The organism is bacterium (assembly GCA_019637795.1).
GTDB lineage: Bacteria > Desulfobacterota > Binatia > HRBIN30 > CADEER01 > JAHBUY01.
The window spans coordinates 70,668-96,745 of record JAHBUY010000004.1 but is presented as its reverse complement, the minus strand read 5'-3'; the positions used below and the strand labels follow the sequence as shown (position 1 = coordinate 96,745).

The following is a 26,078-nucleotide window of genomic DNA, read 5'->3' as shown; positions in this document are numbered from 1 at the left end:
TGAACACAGATGCATCCGTGTTCATCTGTGGCCATCCGTGTTCATCTGCGGGCTCAAGCCATTGAGAATACGCCGCGCGCGAGCTGGCCGGCGCGCAGGTCGTCGAGCGCGTGGTCGAAGTCGTCCAGCGCATAGTGGCGGGTGATGAGCTCGTCGATCTTCAGGCGACCGCTCAGGTAGAGGTCGGCGAGCATCGGGAAATCGCGTTGCGGGCGCGCCGCGCCGTAGCGGCAGCCGAGGATCGACTTGTTCTGGTAGAGCGCGTGGACGACGAAGTCGTACGACGTGCCGACCTTCGGCACGCCGACGATCACCATCGAGCCGCCGGGACCGATGGCCTCCAGCGCCTGCTTGATGACCGCGACGTTGCCGACGCACTCGAAGCTGTAGTCGGCGCCGCCGCCGGTGAGCTCCTTCACCGCCGCGACCGGATCGCTCTGCGAGGCGTCGACGACGTGGGTGGCGCCGAAGCGCTTCGCCCACTCGAGCTTCTGCGGCATGACGTCGACGGCGATGATCTTGGCGGCGCCGCTCAGCACCCCACCCTGGACGCAGTTGAGGCCGATGCCGCCGACGCCGAAGACCGCCATCGTCGAGCCGGTCTCGACCCGGGCGCGGTTCACCACGGCGCCGAAGCCGGTCATGACGCCGCAGCCGATCAGCGCCGCGCGGTCGAACGGCACCCGCGGGTCGATGAGGATCGCCCCCTGTTCCCGCACCACGGTGTACTCGGCGAATACCGAGGCGTTGGCGAACTGGAACGCCGGCTGGCCACCGACGGTGAACGGCTTGGCGTCCTTCGGGCTCGGGGCGTTCTTGCACTCGGTGGGGTGTCCGGCGTCGCACTTGGCGCAGCGGCCGCAATGCGAGAGCGTCGATACGATCACCGTGTCGCCCTCCTTCACCGAGCGCACGCCGACGCCCACGGCCTCGATCACGCCGGCGCCTTCGTGCCCGAGCACCACCGGCACCGGGTAGGGAATGGTGCCGTCGATGACGCTGAGGTCCGAGTGGCAGAGCCCGGCCGCCATGATCTTGATGCGCACCTCGCCCGGGCCGGGATCGCGCACGTCGACCTGCTCGATCGCGATCGGCTTGCTGCTCGAATAGAAAACCGCCGCCTTCATGCCAATCCTTTCACCGCAGAGACGCTGAGACGCGGAGAAAACCATCAATCGAGGGTGCACTCAATCGCCGAGCTCTCCGCGTCTCAGCGCCTCTGCGGTGAGGATTCCTCATGCTTTCGGATTGCCGACGCGCAGCACGCGTCCCGGTCTCGAATCGGTGAGCTCGCCGCGCTCCACGATGACGTGGCCGTTGACCAGAACGCGCTCGATGCCCTCGGGCTTCACCTGCCAGCGCGCCTCGCCGCCGGGGAGGTCGGCGACCAGGCGCTTGGTGCCGAGACGCAGGCGGGCGGGGTCGAAGAGCACCAGGTCGGCGGCGTAGCCGCGCGCGATCAGGCCGCGGTTCTTGATGCCGCAGATCATCGCCGGCAGATGGGTGATGCGACGCACGCCCTCTTCGAGGGTGGTGATGCCGCGCCCCAGCAGCCACGACTGGATGTAGTAGGTCGACCACTCGGCGCCGTCGTCGCGGTCGGCATGGGCGCCGCCGTCGCCGGTGCCGATGATCATGTGCGGGTTGCGCTGCGCCTCGGCATTCGCCGCCGCCCAGGCGTCGTTCTCGCTGTTCCAGAGGAACTGCGTCTCGAGGTCATCGGCGATCGCGAGGTCGGCCATGACGTCGGCGGGGTGCGTGCCGCGCTCCGCCGCCAGTTGCGGCAGGCTCTTGCCGACGGCGGCGGGGTCGGCGCGGCTGACATCGACGTACACGTTGGCCAGCGGCGGCGGCGGCAGGGTGGAGCCCTTGCTGCCGTCGGTGTTGGGGTGGTCGAACGCGTCGCGCAGGGCGGGACGTCGCTGCGGATCGCGCAGGCGGGCCAGGCGCTCGGCCGGCGGCAGCGCCGAGAGATCGCGCCACTCGAACACGCCGTCGTACAGGCTGGTGCCGCGCTGCCAGTTGAAGGGCCGCATGAACGGCTGCGTGCGCAGCACCGAGAAGATCGCCGCGCCCTGGCGGCGCGCCTGGTCGAGGAAGGCGACGGAGTCGGCCCACTGCGCGGGATTGCCGACCCGCTTGGTGATGCCCTGGACGACGATCGGCAGGCCGCTGCGCCGCGCCAGCTCGATCAGGCGGGCGCGGTCGGTCTCGTCGAGGCCGCGCGCCGCGCTGCCGGGCAGGAAGCAGATGCTGCCGGCGCCGCCCTCGCCGGTGGCTTCGACCAGCGCCCGCACCTCCTCGTAGGCGGCGCGGCGCGACGGCACCGGTTGGTCGAACTGGTCGACGTGGGTGGGCGAGAGGGAGGTCGAGAAGCCGGCGGCGCCGGCGTGCATCGCCTCGCGCACCAGCGCCTGCATGCGCGCCAGCTCGTCGGCGCTGGCGGCGCGCTCGCAGGCGGCCTCGCCCATGACGTAGCGGCGCAGCGCCGAGTGGCCGACGTAGCACGCCATGTTGATCCCGAGGCGCGTGTCGAGGGCGTCGAGGAAGGAGGGGAAGCTCTCCCAGTCCCAGGGCAGCCCCTGCTCGAGCACGCTCGGCGTCATGCCCTCGACCTTGGCGAAGAGCGCCGTCAGGTAGGGATGGTCCGCCGGACGGCAGGGCGCGATCGAATAGCCGCAGTTGCCGGCGACCACCGAGGTGACGCCGTGGAAACACGACGACGTGGCGAACGGCTCGAACGAGAGCTGCGGGTCGTAGTGCGTGTGCGCGTCGACGATGCCGGGGATCACCGTCAGTCCATCGGCGTCGATCACCTGCCTGGCGCCGTCGAGGTGCCCGACGTCGGTGATGATCCCGTCCCTGATGCCGACGTCGGCGATGCGCATCGGCAACCCCGAGCCGTCGACCACCTGTCCGCCCTTGATGATGGTGTCGAAACTCATGGAAATCCCTTCACCGCCGCGACGCAGAGACGCGGACGCTTCGCCTCAACAGGCCGCCTCCGCGTCGCTGCGTCTCGGCGGCGAGATGCTTCTTCACGATACCCATCCGATGTACTTCAGCTCGCTGTACGCGTGCAGCGCGTAGGTGCCGCCATCGCGGCCGATGCCGCTGAGCTTGTAGCCGCCGAAGGGGGCGTCGCCGTTCACCGGGGCGCCGTTGATCTGCACCGTGCCGGTGCGCAGGGCCCGGGCGACGCGCAGGCCGCGGGCGAGGTCGCCGCTCCACACGTAGCCGTAGAGGCCGAAGTCGGAGTCGTTGGCGATGGCGATCGCCTCCGCCTCGTCGCGGAAGGGAATGGCGGCGAGCACCGGGCCGAAGATCTCCTCGCGGGCGATGGTCATGTGGTTGGTGACGCCGGTGAACAGGGTCGGCTCGTAGTAGTAGCCGGTGGCGAGGTGCGGCGGCCGGCGGCCGCCGCAGGCGAGGGTGGCCCCCTCCTCGAGGCCCTTGGCGACGTACTGCTCGACGCGCTCCCGCTGGCCGGCGGAGACCAGGGGGCCGACGACGACGCCGGCTGCGGTCGGCGGGCCGATCGTCAGCCGCGGCGCGGCGGCGGCGAGTTGGGCGGTGAGCTCGTCGTAGATCGATTCCTCGATCAGCAGTCGGGTGCCGGCGATGCAGATCTGGCCGGTGTGGAAGGTCCACACGCTCATGGCGCTGGCGAGCGCCTTCTGCCGGTCGGCGTCGGCGAAGATGATGTTCGGCGACTTGCCGCCGAGCTCGAGCAGGGTGCGCTGCATCCGCTTCGCGGCCGCCGCTTGGATCTGGCAGCCGACGGCGGTGCTGCCGGTGAAGGAGATCATGTCGACGTCGGGCGATTCGCAGAGGGTGGCGCCGATCTCGGGCGCCGAACCGCAGACGAAGTTGACGACGCCCGGGGGCAGCACCGAGTCGATCATGCGGCAGAGCTCGGCGACGGCGAGCGGGTCGACCGGCGCCGGCTTGACGACGACGGTGTTGCCGCAGGCGAGCGCCGGCCCGACCTTGCCGGCGCAGTTGGTCATCGGGAAGTTGTAGGGGGTGATGCAGGCGACGACGCCGATCGGCTCGCGCACCGCCATGCCGTTGCCGACGCCCGGCCCCTGGCGGGTCGGGATCGGCAGCAGCGGCTCCTCCGGCGGCAGGCTGGCCAGCGCCGCGTACTTCGCCAGGCGCGCGCCGACGGCGCCGACCTGCTGCGCCTCGGCGACCGGGCGCAGGGCGCCGGTCTCCGCCATCGTCAGGTCGACGAGCGACGCCTTCTCGCGCTCGAACAGCTCCGCCGCCCGGCGCAACAGGGCGCCGCGCTCGGCGCCGCTCAGGCGCGGCCACGGCCCGCGCTCGAACGCCTCGCGCGCCGCCCGCGCCGCCCGCCGCACCTGCTCGATCGACGCCTGCGGCGCGGCGCCGGCGATCTCCTCGGTCGCGGGATTGACGATGGGGTACGTTCCCGCTTCGGCGGGTTCCCAGGTGCCGCCGATCAGAACCTTGTCGATGGTGTGCATCAGTTCGGAGCCAGGCTGTTGGGCCGTCGGGCAGCCACGCGGCTAGGTCATCACGGAGTTGGGCTGTTGCCTGTCGGGGGTCGGGACTCGGGCTCGCACCGGAGCGCCGGCTGCCAACGGCCAACGGCTCGACAGCGTGACCGCCTCTCCGCTCAGGCCGCCTGGCGCGCCGCCGCCTCCCGCATCCGCGTCGTGCTGTGCACCGGATCCTTGTCGAAGTGCGGCAGCACCTGCGTGCCGAAGGCCTCGATCGAGCGCAGGACGTGCTTCTGGTCGAGCGTCATGGTGAGCGGCGAGTAGATGAGCTGGTCGACGCCGATGGCCTCGTACATCTTGATCACCGGGATGATCTCCTCCGGCGAGCCGATCTGGCGGCCGCCGACGGCGAGGCCGGCCTTCAGCTCCGGCACCGTGGGTGCCGGCAGCGGCGGCACCGGGCCTTCCTTCGGGAACTGCGGCGGGCGCGGGATCGAGTCGAGCCAACTGAAGAAGAGCTGCGAGAAGTACTCGGTGCGGGCGCCGCAGTAGAGGCGGCGCGCCTCGTCGCCGTCGGGCAGGCAGAACATGTTGGTGGTGACGGCGATGTTGTCGTTGATGAAGCCGCCGATCGGCTTGGTGCAACGCTTGATGCCGTCCTTGTAGGCCTTGACCAGGGGCGCGATCTGTTCCGGCGTGCCGAAGGTGAAGCAGAGGGCGCCGAGGCCGAGCTCGCCGGCTTCGGCGAAGGTCGGCGGGCTCGAGCAGGCGAGCCAGAACGGGGGGTTCGGCTTCGAGTAGGGCTTCGGCAGCACGTCGCGCTTCGGCATGCGGAAGTACCGGCCCTCGAACTCGTAGGGCTCGTCGCGCCACATGCGCGGGATCTCCTCCAGCGACTCGCGCCACATCGGCTTGGTCTCGGCGGCGCTGGGGATGTCGAAGCCGGCCCACTCGGCCGACGACGAGCCGCGCCCGGTGCCGAACTCGACCCGGCCCTCGGAGAGATGGTCGAGCGTCGCGATGCGCTCGGCGACGCGCGCCGGGTGGTTCACCTTGGCGGTGATGTTGGTGATCGCGGTGCCGACGTGGATCTGCCTGGTGCGCGCCGCCACCCAGGTGAGGAACACCTCGGGCGCCGGCTGGTGCGAGTAGTTCTTGAGGAAGTGGTGCTCGGGCGACCAGTCGTACTTGAAGCCGACCGCATCGACGGCCTCGGCGACCTCGACCTCGCGCCGGAAGCGCGACTGCTCGGTGTCGTCGTGCGGGGTGTGCATCTGCGAGAAAATGCCGAACTCCATGGCGGTGCCCTCCCGAATGGTGGCGACCGCGGTGGAACGGCCGCGCAGTGCTGATTGCGAGAGATCGAACTAGCATTCGAACTTTTGAATTGTCAATTGAATTCTCTGTTGCTAGGGTTCGCGCGTGGCGGGCGGGAGACTGCAGGACAAGGCGCGGCAGGCGCGCAACGACGTCTACCGCCAGCACATCCTCGAGGCGGCCGAGCGGGTGTTCGCCGAGCACGGCTTCGAGAACGCGAAGTTGCAGGACATCTCGAAGCTGGCCGAGGTGTCGATGGGAACCATCTACGCCATCTTCGCCAGCAAGGACGATCTCTTCCGCGCCATCCTCGACACCCGCGGCGCCGACCTGCTCGAGGTGGCGCGCGCCAGCACGCAGGCGGACGGCGATCCGGGCGGCGCGCTGGCGCGCCTGAGCGAGGCGTACATCGACTACTTCCTCGCCCATCCGCACTTCCTGCGCATGCACCTGCGGCTCGGCACCTCGTGGGTGCTCGGCCCCTCGATGAGCGGCGAGGCGCAGGTCCAGTTGTGGCGCGAGATCCACGCCCTGCAGGCCGAGTTGATGCGCCGCGGCGTCGCGGCGGGCGTCTTCGTCGACGAGGACCCGGCCTTCCTCGCCAAGGTGTTCAGCGCCCTCGATCAGGTGCTGCTGGCCGACTGGGTGGCGGGCGGGATGAAGTCGTCGCGCGATCAGGTGGTCGCGCGCATGCGGGCGTTGGTGGAGCGCTCCATCCTGAGACACGGATGAACACAGATGGCCACGGGTGAACACGGATCCCCGCCCCGGCCCCGCTGAGGGGCGATGGGGGAAGATCCGTGTTCACCCGTGGCCATCTGTGACCATCCGTGGCCTCACTTCACCGCCAGCGGATTGAGCGGCGAGCCGATGCCGCCGCTGATGCGCAGCGGCGGGGCGGTGAAGAGGAACTCCCAGACGCCGTCGGCGGCGCAATCCTCCGCCAGGCCGTCGAGGGCGAACATCTCGCCCAGCGTCAGGCCCATGTCGCGCAGGGCGAGCAGGTGCAGGGGCAGGGGGGTCTTGGGATCCTCGAAGGGGATGACCTCGACCGAGTTGGTGTCGGACGCCACCGCCGCGACCTCGCGGGCGTGCAGCCAGGCGGCGCAGGCCATGCCGAGGCCGGGCATCATGCGCATGTAGCCGACGCGGTCGCCGTCGGCGGTGAAGACGCTCAGGTGTCCGGTGCGCACCAGCAGGACGTCGCCGCGCTCGACGCGCACCTGCTGCGCCTGCTCGGCCGCCTCGAGGTCGGCGGGCGTGATCGCCGTGCCCGGCGCGAGCCGCGGCACGCCCTTCAGGCGGGCGATGTCGAGCAGCACGCCGCGCGACACCACGCCGGGACCGACCTTGTCGATGCCGCACCGCGCGGCGCCGGCCGACGAGGTCGTCGCCACCGCGTGGCCGTTGTAGAGCTGGCCGTCGTAGTGCACGTGCGCCAGACTGTCCCACTGCGTCGCGCACTGCAGCGGCAGGACCATCACGTCGTCGGCGTAGCGGAAGCCGTCGGGGTAGTCGCCGGGCAGCTTCTGGTCGACCGCCGTCATCAGGTGCAGCGGATTCACCCGCCCGCCCTGGCCGATCTGCGGTCCCTCGGCGCCGAAGCTGAGCCCGAGGCTGAACACCTGGCCGCGCCGCACCAGGCCGGCGGCGCGCTTCACGACCTCGGGCGTGATGAAGTTGAGCGTGCCGCGCTCGTCGTCGGCACCCCAACGCCCCCAGTTGGACAGTTGCTTGGCGAGCGCGCGCACGGCGTCCATGGATTCCTCGCTGCGAGCGGCGTCACTTGCCGTAGCGCGCCAGGGCCTGCGAGTCGAAGATGTTGGGGTCGATCGGCATGCGGCGATAGAACGGCGCCTTGGGGTTGGCGCGCATGCCGCCGAGGGTGGCGCGGTTCATCTTGAAATTCTCGGCGCAGGCCCACACCTGGGTGGCGGCGGGCATCATCTCGCCGTCGGCGGCCTCCTGATTGACGCGCGCCATCGTCTGGTAGGAGTGCACCACGTCGCCCTGCCAGTTGTACTTGATGTTCCACGAGCCGTCCCAGGTCTCGGCGTCGATCCACAGCTCGATCTTGCCGTAGAGGTAGTAGCGGTCCTTCGGCGTCCCCTCGACCACCCACACCGGCCGCTTGGCGAGCCCGGCGGCGATCGGCGCCCAGGAGACGCCGCTCCAGCTCGGATCCTCGAAGCCCGCCATCGGCTTGTTGTCCGAGGTGAGGACCTCGAAGCCGCCGCCGGGGGCCGGCGGAATCTTGAGGTCGCCCTTGACGTTGTTGGGGTCGACGATGCGCAGGGCGTCGCGCTTGCCGATCAGCTTCCAGTCGAAGTCCTCCGGCTTGCCGTCGAAGAAGAAGCCGTCGTCGCCGCTGATGTCGGAGCCGAGGTAGCCGTCGGAGCGGTTCGCCGGGCTGACCGCGCGCACCCGCCGCAGCGCCGGCACGAAGGCCCACACCGAGTCGCGCTTGTTCGCGTCGCGGTAGCGCCAGGACAGCGAGGCCGTGCCCTGCAGGTCGGTCGGATAGGTGGTGACGCCGAGGAACTGGCTCTGCAGGTTGTTGGGATTGGGCTTGCGGTACTTCTCGTCCTGGCCGTCCCAGAAGTTGAAGTAGCCGTCGGCGTGGATGTCGCGGTCGATGCCCTTCGGCTGCAGCATGGTCACGCGCGTGACGTTGAAGGAGCTGCCGCCCGCCCAGTAGGCGAGGAACTGGTTCCAGACGATCTTCACCGCCGCCTTGGGGTCGTTGGGATCGATGGTGGGGAAGGGGATGCCGTACAGGTAGTCGGGCTGCTGGCCGCTGCCCTTGAGGATGACGGTGCCGACGTCGTCGACGTCGAGCTGACCGGCGTTCTTCTCGGTCGCCGCCTTCCACGGCGCCTCCCAGCGCGCCGAGCCGACCGGATAGTCGACGATGACGTTCTTGTACTCGCCGCTCTCGTAGTGCTTCAGGATCGGCGGCGGCAAGAGGTCCTTCGCCGCCTGCCAATTGTCCGGCCCGAGCACGACGCCGGGTTTCAGATCGGCCGCCTCGGCGGCGGCGGCCCGGCCACTGGTCGCCGGGGCCAGCAGCCCCGCCAGCAGCAGCGCGAATGCGGTCAAGCGCACGTTACCCATACCCACGGTCCCCCTCGTCGAAGCGTCAGACCTTCGGCTCGTAGCCTGCGCCTCCGCGCGAAGTCAAACAACCGTTTGTCTGGCGTTCGGGCGGGGATCGGCGGTAGGAAGCGGCGCCATGCGCACGCTGCTGATCGCGGGAGCGTTGCTGATCGCCGGCGCCGCGCCGGACCCGCCACCGAGCGCGGCACAGGCCTGCGGTGGCGATTGCGATGGGGACGGGCGCGTCACCGTCAACGAGGTCATTACCGCGGTCACCATCGCCCTCGGCGGCGCGCCGCTCGCCGCCTGTCCGGCGATCCTCCCCGGCGGCGCTGGCAGGCCGGGCGTCTCGGATCTCGTCGCCGCGGTGGGCAACGCGCTCTGCGCCTGCCGGCCCTGTCCGCCGCCGCCGACGCGCCCGCCGACGACCACCCCGACCGCCACGGCGCGGCCGCCGACGACCACCCCGACCGTCACCGCGACGCCGACCCGGACCGCGGTGGTCAGCACCTGGATCGAGGACATGGCGCGACTCTCCGGTTCCACCTGCCCGAAGGATGTGAACGACGCGATCCGCGGCGAGCTGGGCAGCCAGGGGGGCACCTATCGGATCAGCGAGCGCGACGGGACCGCGACGATCGAGAACGGCGCCGGTGAGGTCGAGATCGCCAGCGTGGACGCCGCCGGCGTGCTGCGCGACACCTTCTCCGCCAGCGACTCCGAGGGCAGTTGCCTGGTGGTCGTCGAGGGCGATCTGGCGGTCTCGCTGCGCACGAGCCCGAGCACCGCCACCTTCCGCTATCGCGTCACCACCCTCGGCTGCGCCCGCAACCTGCGCTGCCAGCTCACGATCAAGAGCCGCTGGCGCCGCGCCGACGTCAGCCCTTGAACGTCGACGGGCCGGCGTCGCCGAACGGCTCGTCGCGCTCGCGCACCGCCTGCTTGAAGCCCGCCTCGGCCGCGCGCTGCTGGAACGCGTAGCCCTCGGCGGTGTGGCGGGTGATGCCGTCGAAGACGGTGCCGAGGATCTGGGTGGTCGGCAGCCCGGCCGCCAGCACGCTCTGGTTCACCAGCAGCTTCATCATCACCAGTTGGTTGATCGGCATGCGGGCGATGCGCCCGAGCAGCGTCTCGAAGCGCGCGTCGAGCTGGTCGGGCGGCGCGCACTCGCTGGCGAGGCCCCAGGCGACGGCCTCGCGGCCGTCGAGACAGTCGCCGGTGAACAGCAGCCGCTTCGCTTTCTCGATGCCGATCCGGAAGGCCCACACCGCGGTCGTCGGCGAGCCCCAGACGCGCGCCGGCGGGTAGCCGATCTTGGCGTCCTCGGCGATCACCAGCAGGTCGCTGCACAGCGCCATGTCGGTGCCGCCGGCGACGCAGAAGCCGTGCACCTTGCAGACCACCGGCTTGTTGGCGTGGAACAGGCTCATGAAGCCGCGCACGTTGCGCGACATCATCTGGTAGTCGATCACCGGGTCCCACACCCGCGTCGGGTCGTGGTTGCGGGCGGTGACCCGCGGATCGAGCGGCGAGCCCGCGGGCGCGAACGCCCGCTCGCCGCCGCCCGCGGCGCGCGTATCGAGCATCTGCTCGGCGCTGGCCACCAGGTCGTAGCCGCCGCAGAAGCCCTTGCCGTTGCCGGACAGGGCGATGACGTGCACGGCGGGATCCAGGTCGGCGCGCTCGACGCACCGCGCCAGCTCCACCGGCAGGTCGAGGGTGATGCCGTTGCCGCGCTGCGGGCGATTGAGCGTGATGCGGGCGATGCGGCCGTCGACCGCGTAGGTCATCGTCTTGAGCGTGTCCATGCGCCGCTCTTATCCCCGGGCCGCCCGCCGAGTCACGCGCGCGGGCCGCGGCCCGGCCGGCGCGTCCCGGGTGCGCGTCCTGCATGCGTTGATGCCGCGGCGACGCGCGTGCTAGCGCTCCGCGCATGGATCAGTTCGACGGCCGTGTGGCGGTCATCACCGGCGGCGCGGGCGGCATCGGCATGGCGATGGCGCGCGCCTTCGCGCAGCGCGGCGCCGCGCTCGTCCTCGCCGATCTCGACGAGCCGGGCCTCCTGCGCGCCCAGTCGGAGCTGCAGGGGGAGGGCGCCCGCGTCCTCGCGGTGCCCACCGACGTGACCCGGTTGGAGAGCGTGCAGGCGCTCGCGGCGGCGGCGCGGCGGCACTTCGGCGCCGTGCACGTGATCTGCAACAACGCCGGCGTGGCCACCTTCGGCGAGATGCACACCGCCTCGCACCGCGACTGGGTCTACACCATGAACGTCAACTTCTGGGGCGTCGTGCACGGCGTCGAGACCTTCGTGCCGCTGCTCATCGAGCAGGGGCAGGGCGGACAGGTGATCAACACCGCGTCGATGGCGGGGCTGGTCGGCATGCGCTGGCTCGGCATCTACTGCGCCTCGAAATTCGCCGTCGTCGGCCTCAGCGAGAGCATGGCGCGGGAGCTGGCGCCGCACGGCATCGGCGTCAGCGTGCTGTGCCCGATGATCGTCGACACGGCGATCAACGAGAACACCGTCCGCATGCGGCCGCGCGAGCTGCGCAACGCGCAGGACATCGCCGCCCCGCCGGCGAGCGCCATGGCCGGCGGCGTCATCGCCGCCGACGAGGTGGCGCGCCGCGTCGTCCGCGCCGTCGACCGCGGCGACCTCTACATCCTCACCCATCCGGAGCAGCGCGAGATCCTGCGCCGTCGCGCCGCCAAGCTCGACGGCATGTTCGAGGAGGGCATCTGGTGAAGAATCTGTTTTCCGTCGCCGGCAAGGTCGCCCTGGTCACCGGCGGCTCGCGCGGCATCGGCCTGATGATCGCCCGCGGCTTCGTCGAGAACGGGGCGACGGTCTACATCTCCTCGCGCAAGCGCGAGGTCTGCGACGAGGTCGCGGCCGAGCTGTCGACGCTCGGCGCCTGCCACTCGCTGCCCGCCGATCTCTCCAGCGAAGCCGAGTGCAACCGGCTGGCGGCCGAGCTGGCGCGGCGCGAATCGAGGCTGCACGTCCTGGTCAACAACGCCGGCGCCAACTGGGGCGCGCCGATGGCGGAGTACCCGGACGACGCCTGGAACAAGGTGCTGGCGCTGAACGTGAAGTCCATCTTCCACCTCACCCGCGCCTGCCTGCCGCAGCTCGAGGCGGCGGCGGCGCCGGGCGACCCGGCGCGGGTGATCAACATCGGCTCGATCGACGGCCTGCGGGTGCCGGTGCTGCACACCTACGCCTACTCGTCGAGCAAGGCCGCGGTGCACCACCTGACGCGCGTCCTCGCCGTCGAGCTGGCGGCGAAGCAGATCACCGTCAACGCGGTCGCCCCCGGGCCGTTCGAGAGCAAGATGATGGCGGAGACGCTGCGCACCTTCGGCGATGCCATCCGCGCCAGCGTCCCCCTGGGACGCATCGGCGAGCCGGAGGACATGGCCGGCATCGCCCTCTTCCTGGCGTCGCGGGCCGGCGCCTACCTGACCGGCACGGTGATCCCGGTCGACGGCGGCATCACCGTCCGGCCGAGCTGAGACACGAAGCGCACGAAGGGCCAGGACGCGCCCCGAGGCCCTGGCCGTCCGTGTTCAGTCCTCCTGAATCGAGATCGCCTGGCGCGGGCAGCGGCGGACCGCTTCCTCGACCTTGGCGCGCAGCGACTCGCTCGGGTGCTCCTCTTTGATCAGCAGCGTATCGTCCGGCTGCAGCTCGAACACTTCCGGACAGACCTTCATGCAGACGGCGTTGGCTTCGCACAGATCCCAATCGACGACGACCTTCATTCGACCCCCTGGACGGTGACGACGTAGGGCGCGAATAGATCATTGTCCGCCGCCCCTCAAGTCGGCGGCGGCCCCGAATCCATGAGAGGTGCGGGCATGGCGGCGAAAAAAGTGGCGTTCATCACCGGCGCCAGCCGCGGCATCGGCCGCGGCTGCGCGCTCGAGCTGGCGCGGCGCGGGTTCGACCTCGTGCTCACCGCCCGCACCGTCACCGGCGACGAGCGCTACGAGCACTCGTCGACGGTGCGAAAATCGGCGACCGATCCGCTACCGGGAACGCTCGAGCGGACCGCGGCCGAGGCGCGAGCGCTCGGCGCCGACGCGGCGGTGATCAAGCTCGATCTCTCCGTGCGCGCCGACTGGCCGGCGGCGGTCGACGGCGCGCTGGCGCGCTTCGGCCGCATCGACGTGCTGGTCAACAACGGCCGCTACATCGGCCCCGGGCACATGGATCCCTTCGTCGACACGCCGGTCGAGCTGATCGAGCAGATGCTGCTCTGCAACGTCATCGCGCCGCTGCAGCTCATCAAGCTCTGCCTGCCGAGCATGCGCCGCCAGGGCGGCGGCATCGTCATCAACATCACCTCCAGCGCCGGCGATCGCGAGATCGAGGCGCCGATCGGCCAGGGCGGCTGGGGCCTCGGCTACTCGCTCAGCAAGGCCGCGTTCAATCGCATGGTGCCCGGCCTGGCGAAGGAACTGCGCGCCGACCACGTCGCCGTCATCGGCTTGATGCCGGGCTTCGTCGCCACCGAGCGCATGGCGCTCGAGCTCGCCGAGTTCGGCTTCGATGCCAGCAAGGGCCTGCCGGTCGAGAACCCCGGCCGCGTCTGCGCCATGCTGGCGACGGCGACCGACCCGCTGCTGTTCAGCGGCCGGGACATCTACGGGCCGCGCTTCTACGCGGAGCACGCGGCGGTGCGGTTCGACTGAGCGGCGGGCGCCTTTGCCGCCGCGGGCAAATGTGATTCGTTCGCGTCCCATGTCGACCGTCCGCGCCACCGATCACGAGGGCGGTGTCCGCCTGCTGACCCTGGACCGCCCGCCGGCGAACGCCATCGACGAGTCCCTGTTGCGCGACCTGCGCGCCGCGCTGGCGACGGCGCGCGGCGACGACGCCGTGCGCGCCGTCGTCCTCACCGGCGCCGGCGGGTTCTTCAGCGGCGGCTTCGACCTCGCCGCGCCGCGCCGCGACGAGGCGGCGACGGCGCGGATGAACGCGCTCTATCGCGACGCCCACGTCGACCTGCTCGGCTTCCCGAAGCCGACGCTGGCGATGCTGAACGGCCACGCGACGGCCGGCGGCCTGGTGCTCGTCCTGGCCTGCGACTACCGGCTGGGCGTCGAGGGCGAGTACAAGGTGGGGCTCAACGAGGTGGCGATCGGCGCCTCGTTCCCGCTGGTGGCGTACGAGATCGTCGCCCTGCGGCTGGCCCACGCCCGGGTCTGCGAGCTGCTGCTCGGCGCGTCGCTCTATCCCGCCAGCCAGGCCCCGCGCCTCGGCCTGGTCGACGAGCTCGTCGCCGCCGACCGCTTCGCCGAGACGGTGCTGCGGCGCGCCGCCCGCCTGGGGGGATTCCCGCGCGATGCCTACGCGCACGCCAAGGCGCGCCTGGTCGCGCCGGCGCTGGCGCGCGTCGGCGCTGAGACCCCCGCCGAGGCGGCGCGCGCCACGGCGGTGTGGTCGGCGCCGGAGAGCCGCGCCGCCCGCCGGCGCCAGCGAGAGAAGTTGGGCATCCGCTAGCGCGGACTAGCCGCGGCCGCGACGGCCGCACCTGGAGGCATGATGGGACGACTCGACGGCAAGGTGGCCGTGATCACCGGCGGCGCCAGCGGCATCGGCGCCGCGACGGTCAAGCGCTTCTGCGCCGAGGGCGCGGCGGTGGTGGTCGCCGATCTCAACGAAGCGGGCGGCCACGAGCTGGTGGCGGCGATCGCCGCCGGCGGCGGGCGGGCGACCTTCCAGCGGGTCGACGTCAGCCGCGAGGCCGACGTGCAGGCGGCGATGGAACGCGCCGTCGCGACCTACGGCCGGCTCGATGCGGTGTTCAACAACGCCGGCCTCGGCGGCGCCATCGGGCCGCTCGAGGAGACCAGCGTCGAGGACTGGGACCGCACCCAGGCGGTGCTGCTGCGCGGCGTCTTCCTCGGCATCAAGCACGCCATTCCCCACCTGCGCGCCGCCGGCGGCGGCTCGATCATCTCGACCGCGTCGGTCGCCGGCCTGCGCGGCGGCGCCGGTCCGCACGCCTACAGCGCCGCCAAGGCCGGGGTGGTGAACCTGACGCGCAGCGCGGCGCTCGAGCTCGGCAAGGACCTGATCCGCGTCAACTGCATCTGCCCCGGCGGCATCCACACGCCGCTGCTCACCTCGCGCTTCCCCGGCGGCGCCGAGGCGCTGACGCCGCTGCTGGCGGTGCTGCAGCCGATCCCGCGCGCCGGCTATCCCGAGGACATCGCCGCCATGGCCCTGTTCCTCGCCAGCGACGAATCGAGCTTCGTCACCGGCGCCGCCATGGTCGTCGACGGCGGCTTCACCGCCGGCGGCAGCATGATCCCGATGCTGCCGCAGCCGGTGGAGTACGTCGGGCCGTCGTTCGAGACGTAGCCCCGTCGCCGCGCGCCACGGCCTGCGCTCGCCACGCGAGCCGCTCGGCGCGCCGCCGGACGGTCAGGCGCCGGCGGTTCGCCATGGCGATCCGGACAGCCAGCGCGCCGCCGGAGTCAGTGCACCGCCATCCGCTGGCCGCGCGCCTGGGTCCACTCGCCGACCATCCGCGCCGCCTGCTCGGCGTCGGCGTCGGTCAGGGCGCGCGCCTGGTAGGTGAGCTCGAGCAGGACGTCGTTGGGGTCGGGGAAGTAGATCGAGTACCAGACGCCGTCGTGGTCGACCACCGGCGTCACCGGCACGTCGTGGTCGAGCAGGCGCTGGCGCCAGGCGAGCAGCTCCTCGTGCGAGTCGACGCTCATCGCCAGGTGGCGCGACCAGGTCGGGGCGTGGTCCTTCTTCGGCCGCTCGACGCCCTCGATGTCGAAGAAGGCGATCACCTCGCCGCTGCGCATGGCGAAGAAGGTGTGCAGGTGCGGCCGGTGGGCGCTCGACTCGGGATCGTAGTCGCCGCGCACCGCGGCGACGAGCTTGAAGCCCATGACCTCGGTGTAGAAGCGATAGGTCGCGCCGGTGTCGTTGGTGAGATAGGCGACGTGGTTGAGGCGATCGGCGATCTTCGGTTCGCTCATGGCATCCTCCCTCCGGGCAGCGGCGGCGATCTTAGTGTCTCGCCGCCGGGGCGACAACTCGTGCCACGCGTTCAGTCCGGCAGGCGCGCCGCGACCTCGCCGGCGGTGGCGATGGTCAGCCCAGCAGCCTGGGCTGCGTCGATCACCGCCTCCAGCGCCCGCACGCGCTCCGGATCGGTGCCGGTGATGAACGCATGGCACACCGTCAGGAACAGCCCGTCGCGCGCCGCCGCCTTGCGCAGGGCGCCGATCCAGGCGTCGCGCACCGCCGCCGGCGCGGCCGGCGCGTCGCCCAGGTAGTGGAAGCCGTCGACGCCGGGCCAGACGAAGGGAATCTGCGCCAGGCCGCCGGGTAGGCGGGAGGGCGTCATGCCGTCGCCCAGACTCGCATCGTAGGCGTAGCCGAGGCGCTGCAGGATCGCCTCCGTGTGCGCGGTCCGCCGCCCGCCGGGGGCGCGGAAGCCGCGCGGTCGCACGCCGGCGGCGTGCTCGAGGGCGTCGGTGGCGCGGCGCGCCAGGGTCGCCTCCCGGTCGCTGTCCAGCTCGCTCCACGCCTCGTGCGTCCAGCCGTGCATGCCGAGCTCGTGGCCGTGCGCGACGATGGCGCGCACCGCCGCCGGGTGATGGATGCCGTTCCAGCCCTCGACGAAGAAGGTCGCGCGCACGCCGCGGCGGGCCAGCAGCGCCAGCAGCGCCGGGTAGCCCACGGCGAGCGACGGCTCTTCGCCGTCCGGCATCGGTCCGGCGCGACGCCCGGCGCCGACCTCCGCCGCCTCGCCCATGTTGTCGAAGGTGAAACAGGCGATCGCCATGACGGCGTCATGACGCACTCGGCAGCCGAAGAGAAGCCTGCACCCGCGGGCGCGGGGCAACGGCGACCGCGCGAATCCTCCGCTCCTCCGCGTCTGCCCGGTGAAATCGTCGCCTTCGGGAGCTATGCCTCGACGATGCGGCTCGTCGCCTACGTCTCCGGCCACGGCTTCGGACACGCCAGCCGGGTGTGCGAAGTCCTGCGCGCGCTGCGCCGGCGGGTGTCCGACGTCGCGATCATGGTGCGCTCCACGGTGCCGCCGTGGTTCTTCGAGCAGTCGCTCGGCGGCGAGCTGAGGTATGCCGACTGCCGCCTCGACGTCGGCGCCGTGCAGTCGGACAGCCTGACGATCGACATCGACGCCACCGCCGCGGCGTACGCCGCGATCGAATCGCGGCGCGCGGCGCTGATCGCCGGCGAGGTCGCGGCGCTGTCGGACTGGCGTCCGGACCTCATCCTGGCGGACATCCCGGCGCTGGCCTTCGATGTCGCCGCCGCGCTCGCCGTGCCGGGCGTGGCGATGACCAATTTCTCCTGGGACTGGATCTACGCCGACTACGCCGCGGACCGGCCGGCATTCGCGCCGTTGGTCGCGGCGCTGCGCCGCTCCTACGCGCGGGCGACGCTGCTCTGCCGCCTGCCGCTGCACGGCGACCTCGCCGCCTTCCCGCGCATCCGCGACGTGCCCCTGGTGGCGCGCCGCGCGACCCTGGCGCGCGACGACGCGCGAGCGCGCCTCGGCCTGCCGCGCGACCGCCGCCTGGTGCTGGTGTCGTTCGGCGGCATCGGCCTGGCGCTCGATCGGCTGCCGGCGCTCGACGGCGTGACCGTGGTCGGCACGGCGGGCGCGGCGGTCGAGAGCGCGGGCTGCCGCGTGCTCGGCGCCGACGAGCTGCGCGCCGCCGGCGTGCGCTATGAGGATCTGGTCGGCGCCGCCGACGCCGTGCTGACCAAGCCGGGGTACGGCATCGTCGCCGAGTGCATCGCCAACCGCACGCCGATCGTCTACACGGCGCGCGGCCGCTTCGCCGAATACGACGTGCTGGTGGCCGGCATCGAAGCGCACCTCGCCCATGCCTTCATCGACCCGGCCGATCTGCGCGCCGGGCGCTGGCGGGCGGCGCTCGAAGGAGCCTGGTCGATGCCGGCGCCGGCGGCGCCGCCGCCGCCGGTCGACGGCGCCGAGGCCGTTGCCGCCGCGCTGGCGTCCTTCCGCTGAGCGGCTACCCGATCACGCCCTCGTCGCGCAGGCGCGCGATCGCCGCCGCGTCGAGCCCCAGCTCGCGCAGCACCTCGTCGGTGTGCTGCCCGAAGGTCGGCGGCGGCGTGCGCAGTGCCGGCGGCGTCTCCGACAGCTTGACCGGGTTGCCGAGCGTCGGCGGGCCGTCCGGCTGATCGACGATCATGCCGCGGTGCCGGAGCTGCGGGTCGGCGAGCATCTGCTCGACGTCGTTGACCGGGCCGAAACAGATGTCGCGCTCGCCGAGCTCGGCGAGCCATTCGGCCTGGGTCCGGGTGCGGAAGATGGCGCGGAAGGTCGCCAGCATGCGTTCGCGCTCCTCGCCCTCGGCCCACTGGCGGTCGATGAACTCGGGATGGCCGAGGCACTGGCAGAGCGTCGCCCAGAAGGGCCGCTCGTAGGCGCCGACGGTCACGTAGCGGCCGTCGCTGGTCTCGTAGACGGCGTAGCAGGCGTGGTGGCCGGTGAGCTGTGTCTGGCCGCGTTGCGGCGCCTGGCCGAGGAGGTGCAACAGCACCGGATACACGTTCCACAGCGCGGCGCCGTCGAGCATGGCGATGTCGACCATCTGGCCGCGGCCGGTGTGCTGGCGGGCGATGACGGCGCAGAGGATGCCGATCACCGCCATCAGGGCGCCGGCGCCGATGTCGGCGATCTGCACGCCGGGGATCACCGGCGGCCCGTCGCCGCGGCCGATGAAGTTCAGCACCCCGGCGAAGCCGAGGTAGTTGACGTCGTGGCCGACGCGCTCGCGGTACGGCCCGTCCTGGCCGTAGCCGGAGATGGCGCAGTAGATGAGGCGCGGGTTGCGGGCCGACAGCGTCGCGTAGTCGAGACCCAGGCGCTGCATGACACCGGGGCGGAAGCCCTCGAGCAGCACGTCGGCGCGGTCGGCGAGGCGGAGGAAGAGCTCGCGCCCGGCCGCGGACTTCAGATTCAGCGTCATGCTGCGCTTGTTGCGCGCCATGAACGGGATGCCGGTGCCGAAGGGATCGGTGGGGTTCGCGACCACCAGCGTGTCCATCCCGAGGTCGGCCAGCATGGTGGAGCAGAAGGGGCCGGGGAGCTGGCGCGAGAGATCGAGGAGCGTGAGATGCTGCAGCGGCGTCATCGGCCGTCAGCAATCACGGCGGCGGCGGTCTTTCAATGCGCGGTCATGGCCGCCCGGCGCCGGCGGACCACACAAACAGGTGTTTGTCTTTGCCCGGGCCAGCGTCTATGCACGACCGCATGAGCGGGCGATTCGAGGGCCGCGCGGTGTACGTCACGGGCGCGGCATCCGGGTTGGGCAAGGCGACGGCGGAGCGCTTCGGGCGCGAGGGCGCGCGGGTGCTGGCGGTCGACGTCAACGGCGACGGCGTCGTCGAGACGGTGAACGCCCTGCGTGCCGCGGGCAGCGACGCCCTCGGCGCGGTGGTGGACGTGAGCGACGCCGATTCGGTGGCGGCGTCGGTCGCGCACATGGTCGAGGCCTTCGGCGGCGTCGATGTCCTGGTCAACGTCGCCGGCATCGGCCGCGCCGCGCGCTTCGAGGAGATCGACGAATCGGAGTGGAACCGCACCCTGGCGGTCAATCTCACCGGCGCCTTCCACACCACCCAGGCGGCGCTGCCGCACCTGCTGCGGCGGTCCGGCGCCAACATCGTCAACGTCGCCTCGATCGCCGGCCTGCGCGGCCACGCCTACTGCTCGGCCTACAGCGCCTCGAAGGCGGCCCTCATCAGCCTGACCCGTTCGCTGGCCCTGGAATTCACCAGCCGCGGCCTGCGCGCCAATTGCGTCGCGCCGGGCGGCATCATGACGCCGCTGATCGCCGGCTTCATTCCGCGCGAGGACTTCGAGCGCGAGCTGCTGGCGTACTACTCGCCGCCGCCGCCGGGGAACCTGTCGACGGTCGAGGACGTTACCGCCTCGATCGCCTTCCTCGCCTCGCCCGAGGCGCGCACCATCAACGGCGCCGTCCTGGTCTGCGACGGCGGCACGATGGCCTGAGCCGGCGATGCTGATCACCGAGCTGATCGCCGCGCGCGCGGCGACGCGCGGCGCCCACCCGTTCATCCGCCACGAGGGCCGCGCCGTCGGCTACGGCGAGCTCGAGCGCCTCACCAACCAGGCGGCGCGCGCCTTCGCGGCGCTCGGCGTCGTCAAGGGCGACCGGGTGACACTCGGCATGGGCAATTCGATCGAATACCTGGTGGCGGCGTTCGGCGCGCTCAAAGCGGGCGCCATCCTGCACCCGATCAATCCGGCGCTCGGCGCCGGCGAGCTGAGCTACATCCTCGGCCACGCCGAGCCGCGGATCATCCTCACCGACGCCACGGGCATCGCGGCGCTGACCGCGCCGAAGCTGGCGCGGCCGGCGGGCGCGCGCCTGGCGGCGATCGGCGCCGCGGCCGACATCGACTTCGCGGCGCGGCTGGCCGCCGCCTCGCCCGAGCCGCTCGAGGTCGGGCTGACGGTCGACGACGGGTCGACCCTCCTCTACACCTCGGGCACCACCGGACGTCCGAAGGGCGTGCTCTTCCGCCACGGCAGCACCGGCGGCGCGGCGCAGCACTTCATCGACCTGCTCGGCGTCGGCCCCGACGACACGCTGTTGGCGGTGACGCCGCTGTTCCACGGCAACGCCTGGGGCGCCGTAACCACCGCGCTCACCGCCGGCGCCACCGTCGCCTTTCCGAAGGCGTTCCGCGCCTCGGAGTTCTGGCCGCTGGTGCACGAGGTGCACGCGACGGTGCTGTACACGCTCGGCACCATTCTGGCGATCCTGCTGCGCCAGGCGCCGAGCCCGCTCGAGCGCGACAACCCGTTGCGGGTCATCCTCGGTCTCGGCAGCGCGCCGATCCGCGACGAGGTGATCCGCCGCTTCGGCGTCGCCGGCGTCGCCGAGTGCTTCGGCTCCACCGACGCCGGCGTGGTGACCATGACCCCGCTCGACGCCGCGCCGCGCCAGGGTTCGGCCGGGCCGGCGGTGCCGGGGGTGACGATCGCGATCCTCGACGACGAGGGACGCGAGCAGCCGCCGGGCGCGCCGGGCGAGATCGTCATCCGCTCGCCGCACCGCATGGCGGAGTACTTCCGCGATCCGGAGCAGACCGCCGAGGCGCTGCGCGACGGCTGGTTCCACACCGGCGACCTCGGCACGCTCGACGCCGACGGCTGGCTCTACTTCGTCGATCGCAAGCGCGACGTCATCCGCCGCGGCGGCGAAAACATGTCGTCGGCGCTGATCGAGAAGGCGCTGTGCGAGCACCCGGCGGTCGCCGAGGCGGCGGTGATCGGCGTGCCCGACCCGGTCCTCGGCCAGGAGGTGAAGGCGTTCATCGTCGCCCGCGCGCCGGTGACGCCAGAGGAGTTGCGCGCCTTCGCCGCCGAGCGGCTGGCGAAGTTCCAGGTGCCGCGGCTGTGGGAGTTCCGCGACTCGCTGCCCAAGACGCCGACCCAGCGGGTCGAGAAGTACAAGTTGCGGCAGGAGAGCGGCGGCGGCGACAAGCCGCCGCTCGGCTGATCGCGCCGACCGCGGCCCGCGGCGACGCGCTCAGCGGCCGAGGTACGCCTCGCGGAAGATCTCGTCGCCGATCGGCGCGTCGTACTCGGTGCGGGTGGCGACCAGGCGCGACGAGGTGCGGTCGTGGAGGTTGTCCATGACCTGCTCGGTCGGCGTCCAGTGGCCGTCGATCTTCTCCAGCCGCGCCACCGTGTGCACCTTGTACAGGCTGCCGTCGTGGGCGTAGAGCTGGCCGCGCAGCACCACCAGATCGGTCGGATCGATGGCGGCGACGATGCGGCCGTAGGGTTCCCGCTCGGGGTGGAGCGGCGTCACCTCGACCAGCCGGCACGCCCGCTGGCCGATCGTCTCCTCGCCGACGAAGCGGTACCGGAAGTCGTCGATCGGACGCTCGACGAGGTCGTCGACGAAGAAGGTCGAGCCGAGGAAGGGCTCGCGCCGCGTCTGGTCGGAGAGGCGGACGATGCGGCGCATGAACGGCAGCCACATGAACTGGTCGTCGCGCCGCTCGCTGCGATCGTAGAACAGATAGCGCGTGTCCTTGAGGTTCATCGGCCCGGTGATCTCGAGGTAGCGGGCGTCGATGCCGTTGGCGAGCCGCTTGCGGCTGACCGTGAGCTCGCGCACCAGGCCGCCCGGCGTGGAGAGCTCCATGTGCGACACCGACGGCACGCTGGGCGCCGCGTCGATCACCTGCTGGACCAGCGCTCTGGCATCGTCCGATGCCGGCATCGCCAGGGCGACCACGAGAGCCACGACGCTGAGCATGGGGGATCCTTAGGCAAACAATCTCACCCGGAGCAACCGGGGAACGGAGCACCTCACGCCTGGCGCCGCTCCGCCGTTCTCCCGGGGATGGCGCGTTCGACCACCGCGTCGCCGATGCGCAGGGTGACGAGCAGGGCCGGCAGCAGGAAGAGGTCGGTGAAGACGCCGATCAGCATGGTCGCGCTGGCCAGGATGCCGAAGTGCCGCACCGGCTGGAAGGACGACAGGCAGGCGATGAGGAAGCCGGCGGTGAGGGCGACCGAGGCGATGAGGATGGGCCGGCCGACGGCGCGCAGGGTGGCGAGGATCGCGTCCTCGCGGCTGGCGCCGGCGCGCAGCGCCTCGTGGAAGCCGAGCATGTAGTGGATGGTGTCGTCGACGGCGATGCCGATGCTGATCGAGGCGATGGTGCTGGTGCAGATGTTCAGGTCGATGCCGGCCCAGCCCATGATCCCCAGCAGCATGACGATCGGGAATACGTTCGGCACCATCGACAGCAGCCCGAGGCGCAGCGAGCGCAGCAGCAGCGCCATCACCAGCAGCAGGATCGCCATCACCTGCGCGTCGCCCCAGACCTGGCTCCAGGCGAGCGCGTCGGCGGAGCGGGTGAGCAGCACCACCGTGCCGGTGGCGCGGGCCTTGGCGTCGACGGGGAGCCGGCTCGCCGCGTGGGCTTCGAGCCGTTCGACCAGGGCGCCGATCGCCTGCGAACCGGAGAGGGTGGTGTGGACGGTGATCGCGGCGCGCGACTGGTCGGCCGTGAGCTCATGCCGCAGGTCGGGCGGGGCGAGCAGCAGCAGCAGTTGATCGACCTCCTCCTGGGCGGAGAACGGCAGGTCGGCGCGCTCGGGGGCGACGGCGCGGCGGGCGTTCTCCAGATGGTCGACGATCGAGCGCGTGGCGTCGACGCCCGGCTGTCGCTCGGCGAAGCGCTGGAGATCGCGGATCGCGTCGAGGACGTCGGTGCGCGTCACCGGTCCGTCCACCACCAGCGTCACCACCTGGGTGCCGGCGAGCGCGGCGCCGATGCGCTGGTTGTCGCGCAGCGCCGGGTGGTCGGCGCGGAAGAAGCGCAGATAGTCGGTCTCCACCCGGATGCGGGTCATGCCCCAGCCGCCGAGCACCAGGAGGACGGCGAACAGCGCCAGGAACGGCCCGCGGTGGCGCAGCGACAACGCGCCGCAGGCGGCGACGAAGCGCGAGAAGCGGCCGCCGTCCTCGAGCCGCGCCGGCAGCCGGCGCGGCGGCGGGAGCACGCTGAGCGCCGCCGGGATCACGGCGACGCAGGCGAGGAAGATCACCGCGATGCCGAGGCCGGCGTAGACGCCGAAGTCGCGGATCGAGGGGATCGGGCTGGTGACGAAGGTGCCGAAGCCGATGAACGTGGTGAGCGAGGCCATCGCCACCGGCAGGCGGACGTGGCCGAGGGCGATCGCCAGCGAGCGCTCGTCGCCGTGGTGGCGCAGCTCGATGTAGTAGCGGCTGACGATGTGGATGGCGTAGGCGACGCCCGCCGCCATGAGCAGCGGCGGCAGCACGAGGGTGCCGAGGGTGAAGGCGTCGCCGGCCGCGACCATGATGCCGGTGGTGCAGACGACGCCGATCACCGTCGTCGCCAGCGGCAGCAGCACGCCGCGCCAGGTGCGGAAGGCCCAGACCACCGATGCCGTCACCAGCAGCAGCGCCAGGGGCACGAAGACGGCGAGGTCGCGCAGCATGTCGGCCGCCGCCTGCACCTTGATGGTCGGCAGACCGGTCAGCGCCAGCGGCTCCGGCCCGGGGACGGCGGCCAGGGTCGCGCGCAGGCGGCCGTCGACGTCGGCGGCGAGGAAATCGTCGTCGGACATCGGCTGGAAGCGCACCCAGATGCCGGCGGCGCGGCCGTCGCGGCCGACCAGGGTGCCGGGCGCCAGGCGGTCGGCGAGCACCCGGGCGCGCAGCGCCGACGCCTCGGCCGCGTCGCGTGGCAGCGCCGGCACCAAGGGGGCGCGCCGCAGGCCGTCGTCGTCGAGCTCGATGCGCTGCGCGGTGGTGAGGCTGCGCACCTCCTCGACGCCGGGCAGGCGGGCGAGGGCGCGCGACAGGCGATCGACGCGGGCGAGGGCCGCGGGCGCGAAGACGTCGTCGGCGAACAGGCCGACCACCACGACGTCCTCGCTGCCGAAGGCGCGGCGCACGCCGTCGTAATGGACGGCGTCGGCATCGCCCGCGGGGAGCAGGCGGTCGACGGCGCCGTCGACCCGAAAGCGCGCCGCGAAGCCGCCGAGGATCAGGCTCAGGACCGCCGCGATCAGCAGCGTGGCGCGCGGAGCGCGCAGCGGCAGGTCGGCGAGCATCCGTGATCCGCTACCAAGAATCGACCACGGAGGCACGGCGGACACCCCGGCTCGCTGCGGGCAGCGGTGTCTCCCCGGCGACGCGGCGCCCCGGTGACGAGGCGCCATGCAGGCCCCGGCTCGTTTCGCCCACGAGGTTCATGCGAGAATGGCCGGATGCCATTCCGCGCACTCCATCTACACCCCGATCTGCTCAAGGGCCTCAAGGAGCTGGGCTTCGCCCGGCCGACGCCGATCCAGGCGGAGGCCATTCCGCCCGCCCTGGAGGGCCGCGACCTGTTGGCCTGCGCCATGACCGGCAGCGGCAAGACCGCGGCCTTCCTGCTGCCGATCCTGCACCAGCTCATCGACCGACCGCGCGGCACGACGCGGGCCCTGGTGCTGACCCCGACCCGCGAGCTGGCGGCGCAGATCGCCGCCGACCTCGACGCCCTCGCCGTGCACACGCCGATCACCGCCGCGCCGGTGTTCGGCGGCGTCGGCATGGGACCGCAGGAGCACGCGTTCCGCAGCGGCGTCGACGTCATCGTCGCCACTCCCGGGCGCCTGCTCGACCACTTCAAGTCGCCCTATGCCAAGCTCGCCGGCCTCGAATTCCTGGTGCTCGACGAGGCCGACCGCATGCTCGACATGGGCTTCCTGCCCGACATCCGCCGCGTGCTCCGCCATCTGCCGGCGAAGCGGCAGACGCTGTTCTTCAGCGCCACCATGCCGCCGCCGATCGCCGAGCTGACGCGCGAGATGCTGCGCGATCCGGTGACCATCAACCGCGAGCGCCGCGCCGCGCCGGCGGTCGGCATCACCCAGGCGGTCTACCCGGTGCCGCAGGAGCTCAAGGCGCCGCTGCTCGTCGCCCTGCTCGAGCGCGGCGAGATGCGCGAGGCGCTCGCCTTCACCCGCACCAAGCACCGCGCCAACCGCCTGCAGGCCTACCTGGTCCAGCACGGCGTCAAGGCCGAGCGCATCCACGGCAACCGCTCGCAGGCGCAGCGCACCGAGGCGCTGGCCGGCTTCAAGAGCGGCCGGTACCGGGTGCTGGTGGCGACCGACATCGCCGCCCGCGGCATCGACATCGACGCGCTCGGCCACGTGGTGAACTTCGACGTGCCGGCGGTGCCGGAGGACTACATCCACCGCGTCGGCCGCACGGCGCGCGCCGAGATGACCGGCGACGCCTTCACCTTCGTCTCGCCCGACGAGGAGGACGACCTGCGGCGGATCGAGAAGGCGGTCGGCAAGCGCCTGCCGCGGGTGACGGTGCCGGACTTCGATTACAAGGCGCGACCGGCCGCCAAGCTGGAGGTGCCGATCGGGCAGCGCATCGCCGAGATCCGCGCCCGCAAGGCGGAGGAGCGGGCGCGCGCCAGAGCCAACGCCGAGCGCCGCGCCGGCGCGGCGGCGGGCCGGGCGTCGCGCCCGGCGGCGTCCCAAGCGCCACGCCCGGCGCCGCCGGCCGGCGGCGCGCCGAGCGCCGCGCCAACCGGGGGACGCCGACGCCGTCGCCGCCGGCCCCCGCGCTGAGGCGCGAGCG

24 protein-coding genes are annotated in these 26,078 nt (G+C 72.0%); 11 read left to right on the top strand and 13 right to left on the bottom strand.

The genetic code is table 11. The features are described from left to right. Nucleotides 1–53 precede the first annotated feature (53 nt). The 4 genes from KF840_14485 to KF840_14470 form a co-directional block, all read right to left on the bottom strand. Nucleotides 54–1,127, bottom strand: coding sequence for a Zn-dependent alcohol dehydrogenase (locus KF840_14485; protein MBX3026112.1), 1,074 nt, complete (start codon nucleotides 1,125–1,127; stop codon nucleotides 54–56). A gap of 108 nt (nucleotides 1,128–1,235) precedes the next feature. Further along, nucleotides 1,236–2,945 (bottom strand): amidohydrolase family protein, encoded by a 1,710-nt coding sequence (locus tag KF840_14480; protein ID MBX3026111.1) that lies wholly within the window; start codon nucleotides 2,943–2,945, stop codon nucleotides 1,236–1,238. A 93-nt stretch (nucleotides 2,946–3,038) separates the two neighbouring features. Then, on the bottom strand, nucleotides 3,039–4,490 hold the full coding sequence (locus KF840_14475) for an aldehyde dehydrogenase family protein (GenBank protein ID MBX3026110.1): 1,452 nt from the start codon (nucleotides 4,488–4,490) through the stop codon (nucleotides 3,039–3,041). 152 nt (nucleotides 4,491–4,642) lie between these two features. Continuing rightward, complete coding sequence (locus KF840_14470; GenBank protein MBX3026109.1) at nucleotides 4,643–5,764, bottom strand: LLM class flavin-dependent oxidoreductase; 1,122 nt, start codon at nucleotides 5,762–5,764, stop codon at nucleotides 4,643–4,645. Nucleotides 5,765–5,888: 124 nt separating this feature from the next. On the opposite strand from KF840_14470, the gene KF840_14465 reads away from it, so the two are divergent. Next, nucleotides 5,889–6,515 (top strand): TetR/AcrR family transcriptional regulator, encoded by a 627-nt coding sequence (locus KF840_14465; GenBank protein ID MBX3026108.1) that lies wholly within the window; start codon nucleotides 5,889–5,891, stop codon nucleotides 6,513–6,515. 104 nt (nucleotides 6,516–6,619) lie between these two features. On the opposite strand, the gene KF840_14460 is transcribed toward KF840_14465, so the two are convergent. Together KF840_14460 and KF840_14455 are read right to left on the bottom strand one after the other, a co-directional pair. Continuing rightward, nucleotides 6,620–7,543, bottom strand: a complete 924-nt coding sequence (locus tag KF840_14460; protein ID MBX3026107.1) for a cyclase family protein — start codon at nucleotides 7,541–7,543, stop codon at nucleotides 6,620–6,622. A gap of 22 nt (nucleotides 7,544–7,565) precedes the next feature. Further along, nucleotides 7,566–8,882, bottom strand: a complete 1,317-nt coding sequence (locus KF840_14455; GenBank protein MBX3026106.1) for a DUF1329 domain-containing protein — start codon at nucleotides 8,880–8,882, stop codon at nucleotides 7,566–7,568. 133 nt (nucleotides 8,883–9,015) lie between these two features. Here KF840_14455 and KF840_14450 point away from each other — a divergent pair, with 133 nt between their 5' ends. Beyond that, on the top strand, nucleotides 9,016–9,768 hold the full coding sequence (locus tag KF840_14450; GenBank protein ID MBX3026105.1) for a hypothetical protein: 753 nt from the start codon (nucleotides 9,016–9,018) through the stop codon (nucleotides 9,766–9,768). Here the strand turns inward: KF840_14450 and KF840_14445 are convergent. Beyond that, nucleotides 9,758–10,687, bottom strand: coding sequence for a crotonase/enoyl-CoA hydratase family protein (locus KF840_14445; GenBank protein ID MBX3026104.1), 930 nt, complete (start codon nucleotides 10,685–10,687; stop codon nucleotides 9,758–9,760). The genes KF840_14450 and KF840_14445 overlap by 11 nt on opposite strands. Before the next feature lie 125 nt (nucleotides 10,688–10,812). Here KF840_14445 and KF840_14440 point away from each other — a divergent pair, with 125 nt between their 5' ends. Beyond that, a complete protein-coding gene (locus tag KF840_14440; protein MBX3026103.1) occupies nucleotides 10,813–11,625 on the top strand; it encodes an SDR family NAD(P)-dependent oxidoreductase in 813 nt (270 codons plus the stop codon). After that, complete coding sequence (locus tag KF840_14435; protein ID MBX3026102.1) at nucleotides 11,622–12,395, top strand: SDR family oxidoreductase; 774 nt, start codon at nucleotides 11,622–11,624, stop codon at nucleotides 12,393–12,395. The genes KF840_14440 and KF840_14435 overlap by 4 nt, the downstream gene beginning before the upstream one ends. A 54-nt stretch (nucleotides 12,396–12,449) precedes the next feature. On the opposite strand, the gene KF840_14430 is transcribed toward KF840_14435, so the two are convergent. Further along, nucleotides 12,450–12,644 (bottom strand): ferredoxin, encoded by a 195-nt coding sequence (locus KF840_14430; GenBank protein MBX3026101.1) that lies wholly within the window; start codon nucleotides 12,642–12,644, stop codon nucleotides 12,450–12,452. A gap of 96 nt (nucleotides 12,645–12,740) precedes the next feature. Here KF840_14430 and KF840_14425 point away from each other — a divergent pair, with 96 nt between their 5' ends. The 3 genes from KF840_14425 to KF840_14415 are packed head-to-tail and all read left to right on the top strand — an operon-like array spanning nucleotide 12,741 to nucleotide 15,252. Further along, nucleotides 12,741–13,577, top strand: a complete 837-nt coding sequence (locus KF840_14425) for an SDR family oxidoreductase (protein ID MBX3026100.1) — start codon at nucleotides 12,741–12,743, stop codon at nucleotides 13,575–13,577. A 49-nt stretch (nucleotides 13,578–13,626) separates the two neighbouring features. Continuing rightward, complete coding sequence (locus KF840_14420) at nucleotides 13,627–14,388, top strand: enoyl-CoA hydratase/isomerase family protein (protein ID MBX3026099.1); 762 nt, start codon at nucleotides 13,627–13,629, stop codon at nucleotides 14,386–14,388. A 39-nt stretch (nucleotides 14,389–14,427) separates the two neighbouring features. Further along, complete coding sequence (locus KF840_14415) at nucleotides 14,428–15,252, top strand: glucose 1-dehydrogenase (GenBank protein ID MBX3026098.1); 825 nt, start codon at nucleotides 14,428–14,430, stop codon at nucleotides 15,250–15,252. A 116-nt stretch (nucleotides 15,253–15,368) separates the two neighbouring features. Here KF840_14415 and KF840_14410 read toward each other — a convergent pair whose 3' ends face one another. Next, complete coding sequence (locus tag KF840_14410) at nucleotides 15,369–15,884, bottom strand: VOC family protein (GenBank protein MBX3026097.1); 516 nt, start codon at nucleotides 15,882–15,884, stop codon at nucleotides 15,369–15,371. A 71-nt stretch (nucleotides 15,885–15,955) separates the two neighbouring features. Next, the gene (locus KF840_14405) at nucleotides 15,956–16,696 is read right to left on the bottom strand and encodes a polysaccharide deacetylase family protein (GenBank protein ID MBX3026096.1); all 741 of its coding nucleotides are present in this window, start codon (nucleotides 16,694–16,696) and stop codon (nucleotides 15,956–15,958) included. Nucleotides 16,697–16,831: 135 nt separating this feature from the next. On the opposite strand from KF840_14405, the gene KF840_14400 reads away from it, so the two are divergent. Beyond that, on the top strand, nucleotides 16,832–17,914 hold the full coding sequence (locus KF840_14400) for a hypothetical protein (protein MBX3026095.1): 1,083 nt from the start codon (nucleotides 16,832–16,834) through the stop codon (nucleotides 17,912–17,914). A gap of 4 nt (nucleotides 17,915–17,918) precedes the next feature. Here the strand turns inward: KF840_14400 and KF840_14395 are convergent, their stop codons facing one another. Continuing rightward, on the bottom strand, nucleotides 17,919–19,046 hold the full coding sequence (locus tag KF840_14395; GenBank protein MBX3026094.1) for a CoA transferase: 1,128 nt from the start codon (nucleotides 19,044–19,046) through the stop codon (nucleotides 17,919–17,921). 119 nt (nucleotides 19,047–19,165) lie between these two features. Here KF840_14395 and KF840_14390 point away from each other — a divergent pair, with 119 nt between their 5' ends. Together KF840_14390 and KF840_14385 are read left to right on the top strand one after the other, a co-directional pair. Continuing rightward, nucleotides 19,166–19,927 (top strand): SDR family oxidoreductase, encoded by a 762-nt coding sequence (locus tag KF840_14390; GenBank protein ID MBX3026093.1) that lies wholly within the window; start codon nucleotides 19,166–19,168, stop codon nucleotides 19,925–19,927. 7 nt (nucleotides 19,928–19,934) lie between these two features. Beyond that, nucleotides 19,935–21,443: an AMP-binding protein gene (locus tag KF840_14385; GenBank protein ID MBX3026092.1), complete on the top strand. Its 1,509-nt coding sequence runs from the start codon at nucleotides 19,935–19,937 to the stop codon at nucleotides 21,441–21,443. Between the two features lie 30 nt (nucleotides 21,444–21,473). On the opposite strand, the gene KF840_14380 is transcribed toward KF840_14385, so the two are convergent. Beyond that, nucleotides 21,474–22,211, bottom strand: coding sequence for an outer membrane lipoprotein-sorting protein (locus KF840_14380; protein MBX3026091.1), 738 nt, complete (start codon nucleotides 22,209–22,211; stop codon nucleotides 21,474–21,476). Nucleotides 22,212–22,264: 53 nt separating this feature from the next. Continuing rightward, the gene (locus KF840_14375) at nucleotides 22,265–24,547 is read right to left on the bottom strand and encodes an MMPL family transporter (protein ID MBX3026090.1); all 2,283 of its coding nucleotides are present in this window, start codon (nucleotides 24,545–24,547) and stop codon (nucleotides 22,265–22,267) included. Nucleotides 24,548–24,703: 156 nt separating this feature from the next. Here KF840_14375 and KF840_14370 point away from each other — a divergent pair, with 156 nt between their 5' ends. Beyond that, entirely contained in the window at nucleotides 24,704–26,068 is a 1,365-nt protein-coding gene (locus tag KF840_14370; GenBank protein MBX3026089.1) for a DEAD/DEAH box helicase, read from the top strand. Nucleotides 26,069–26,078: the final 10 nt, after the last annotated feature.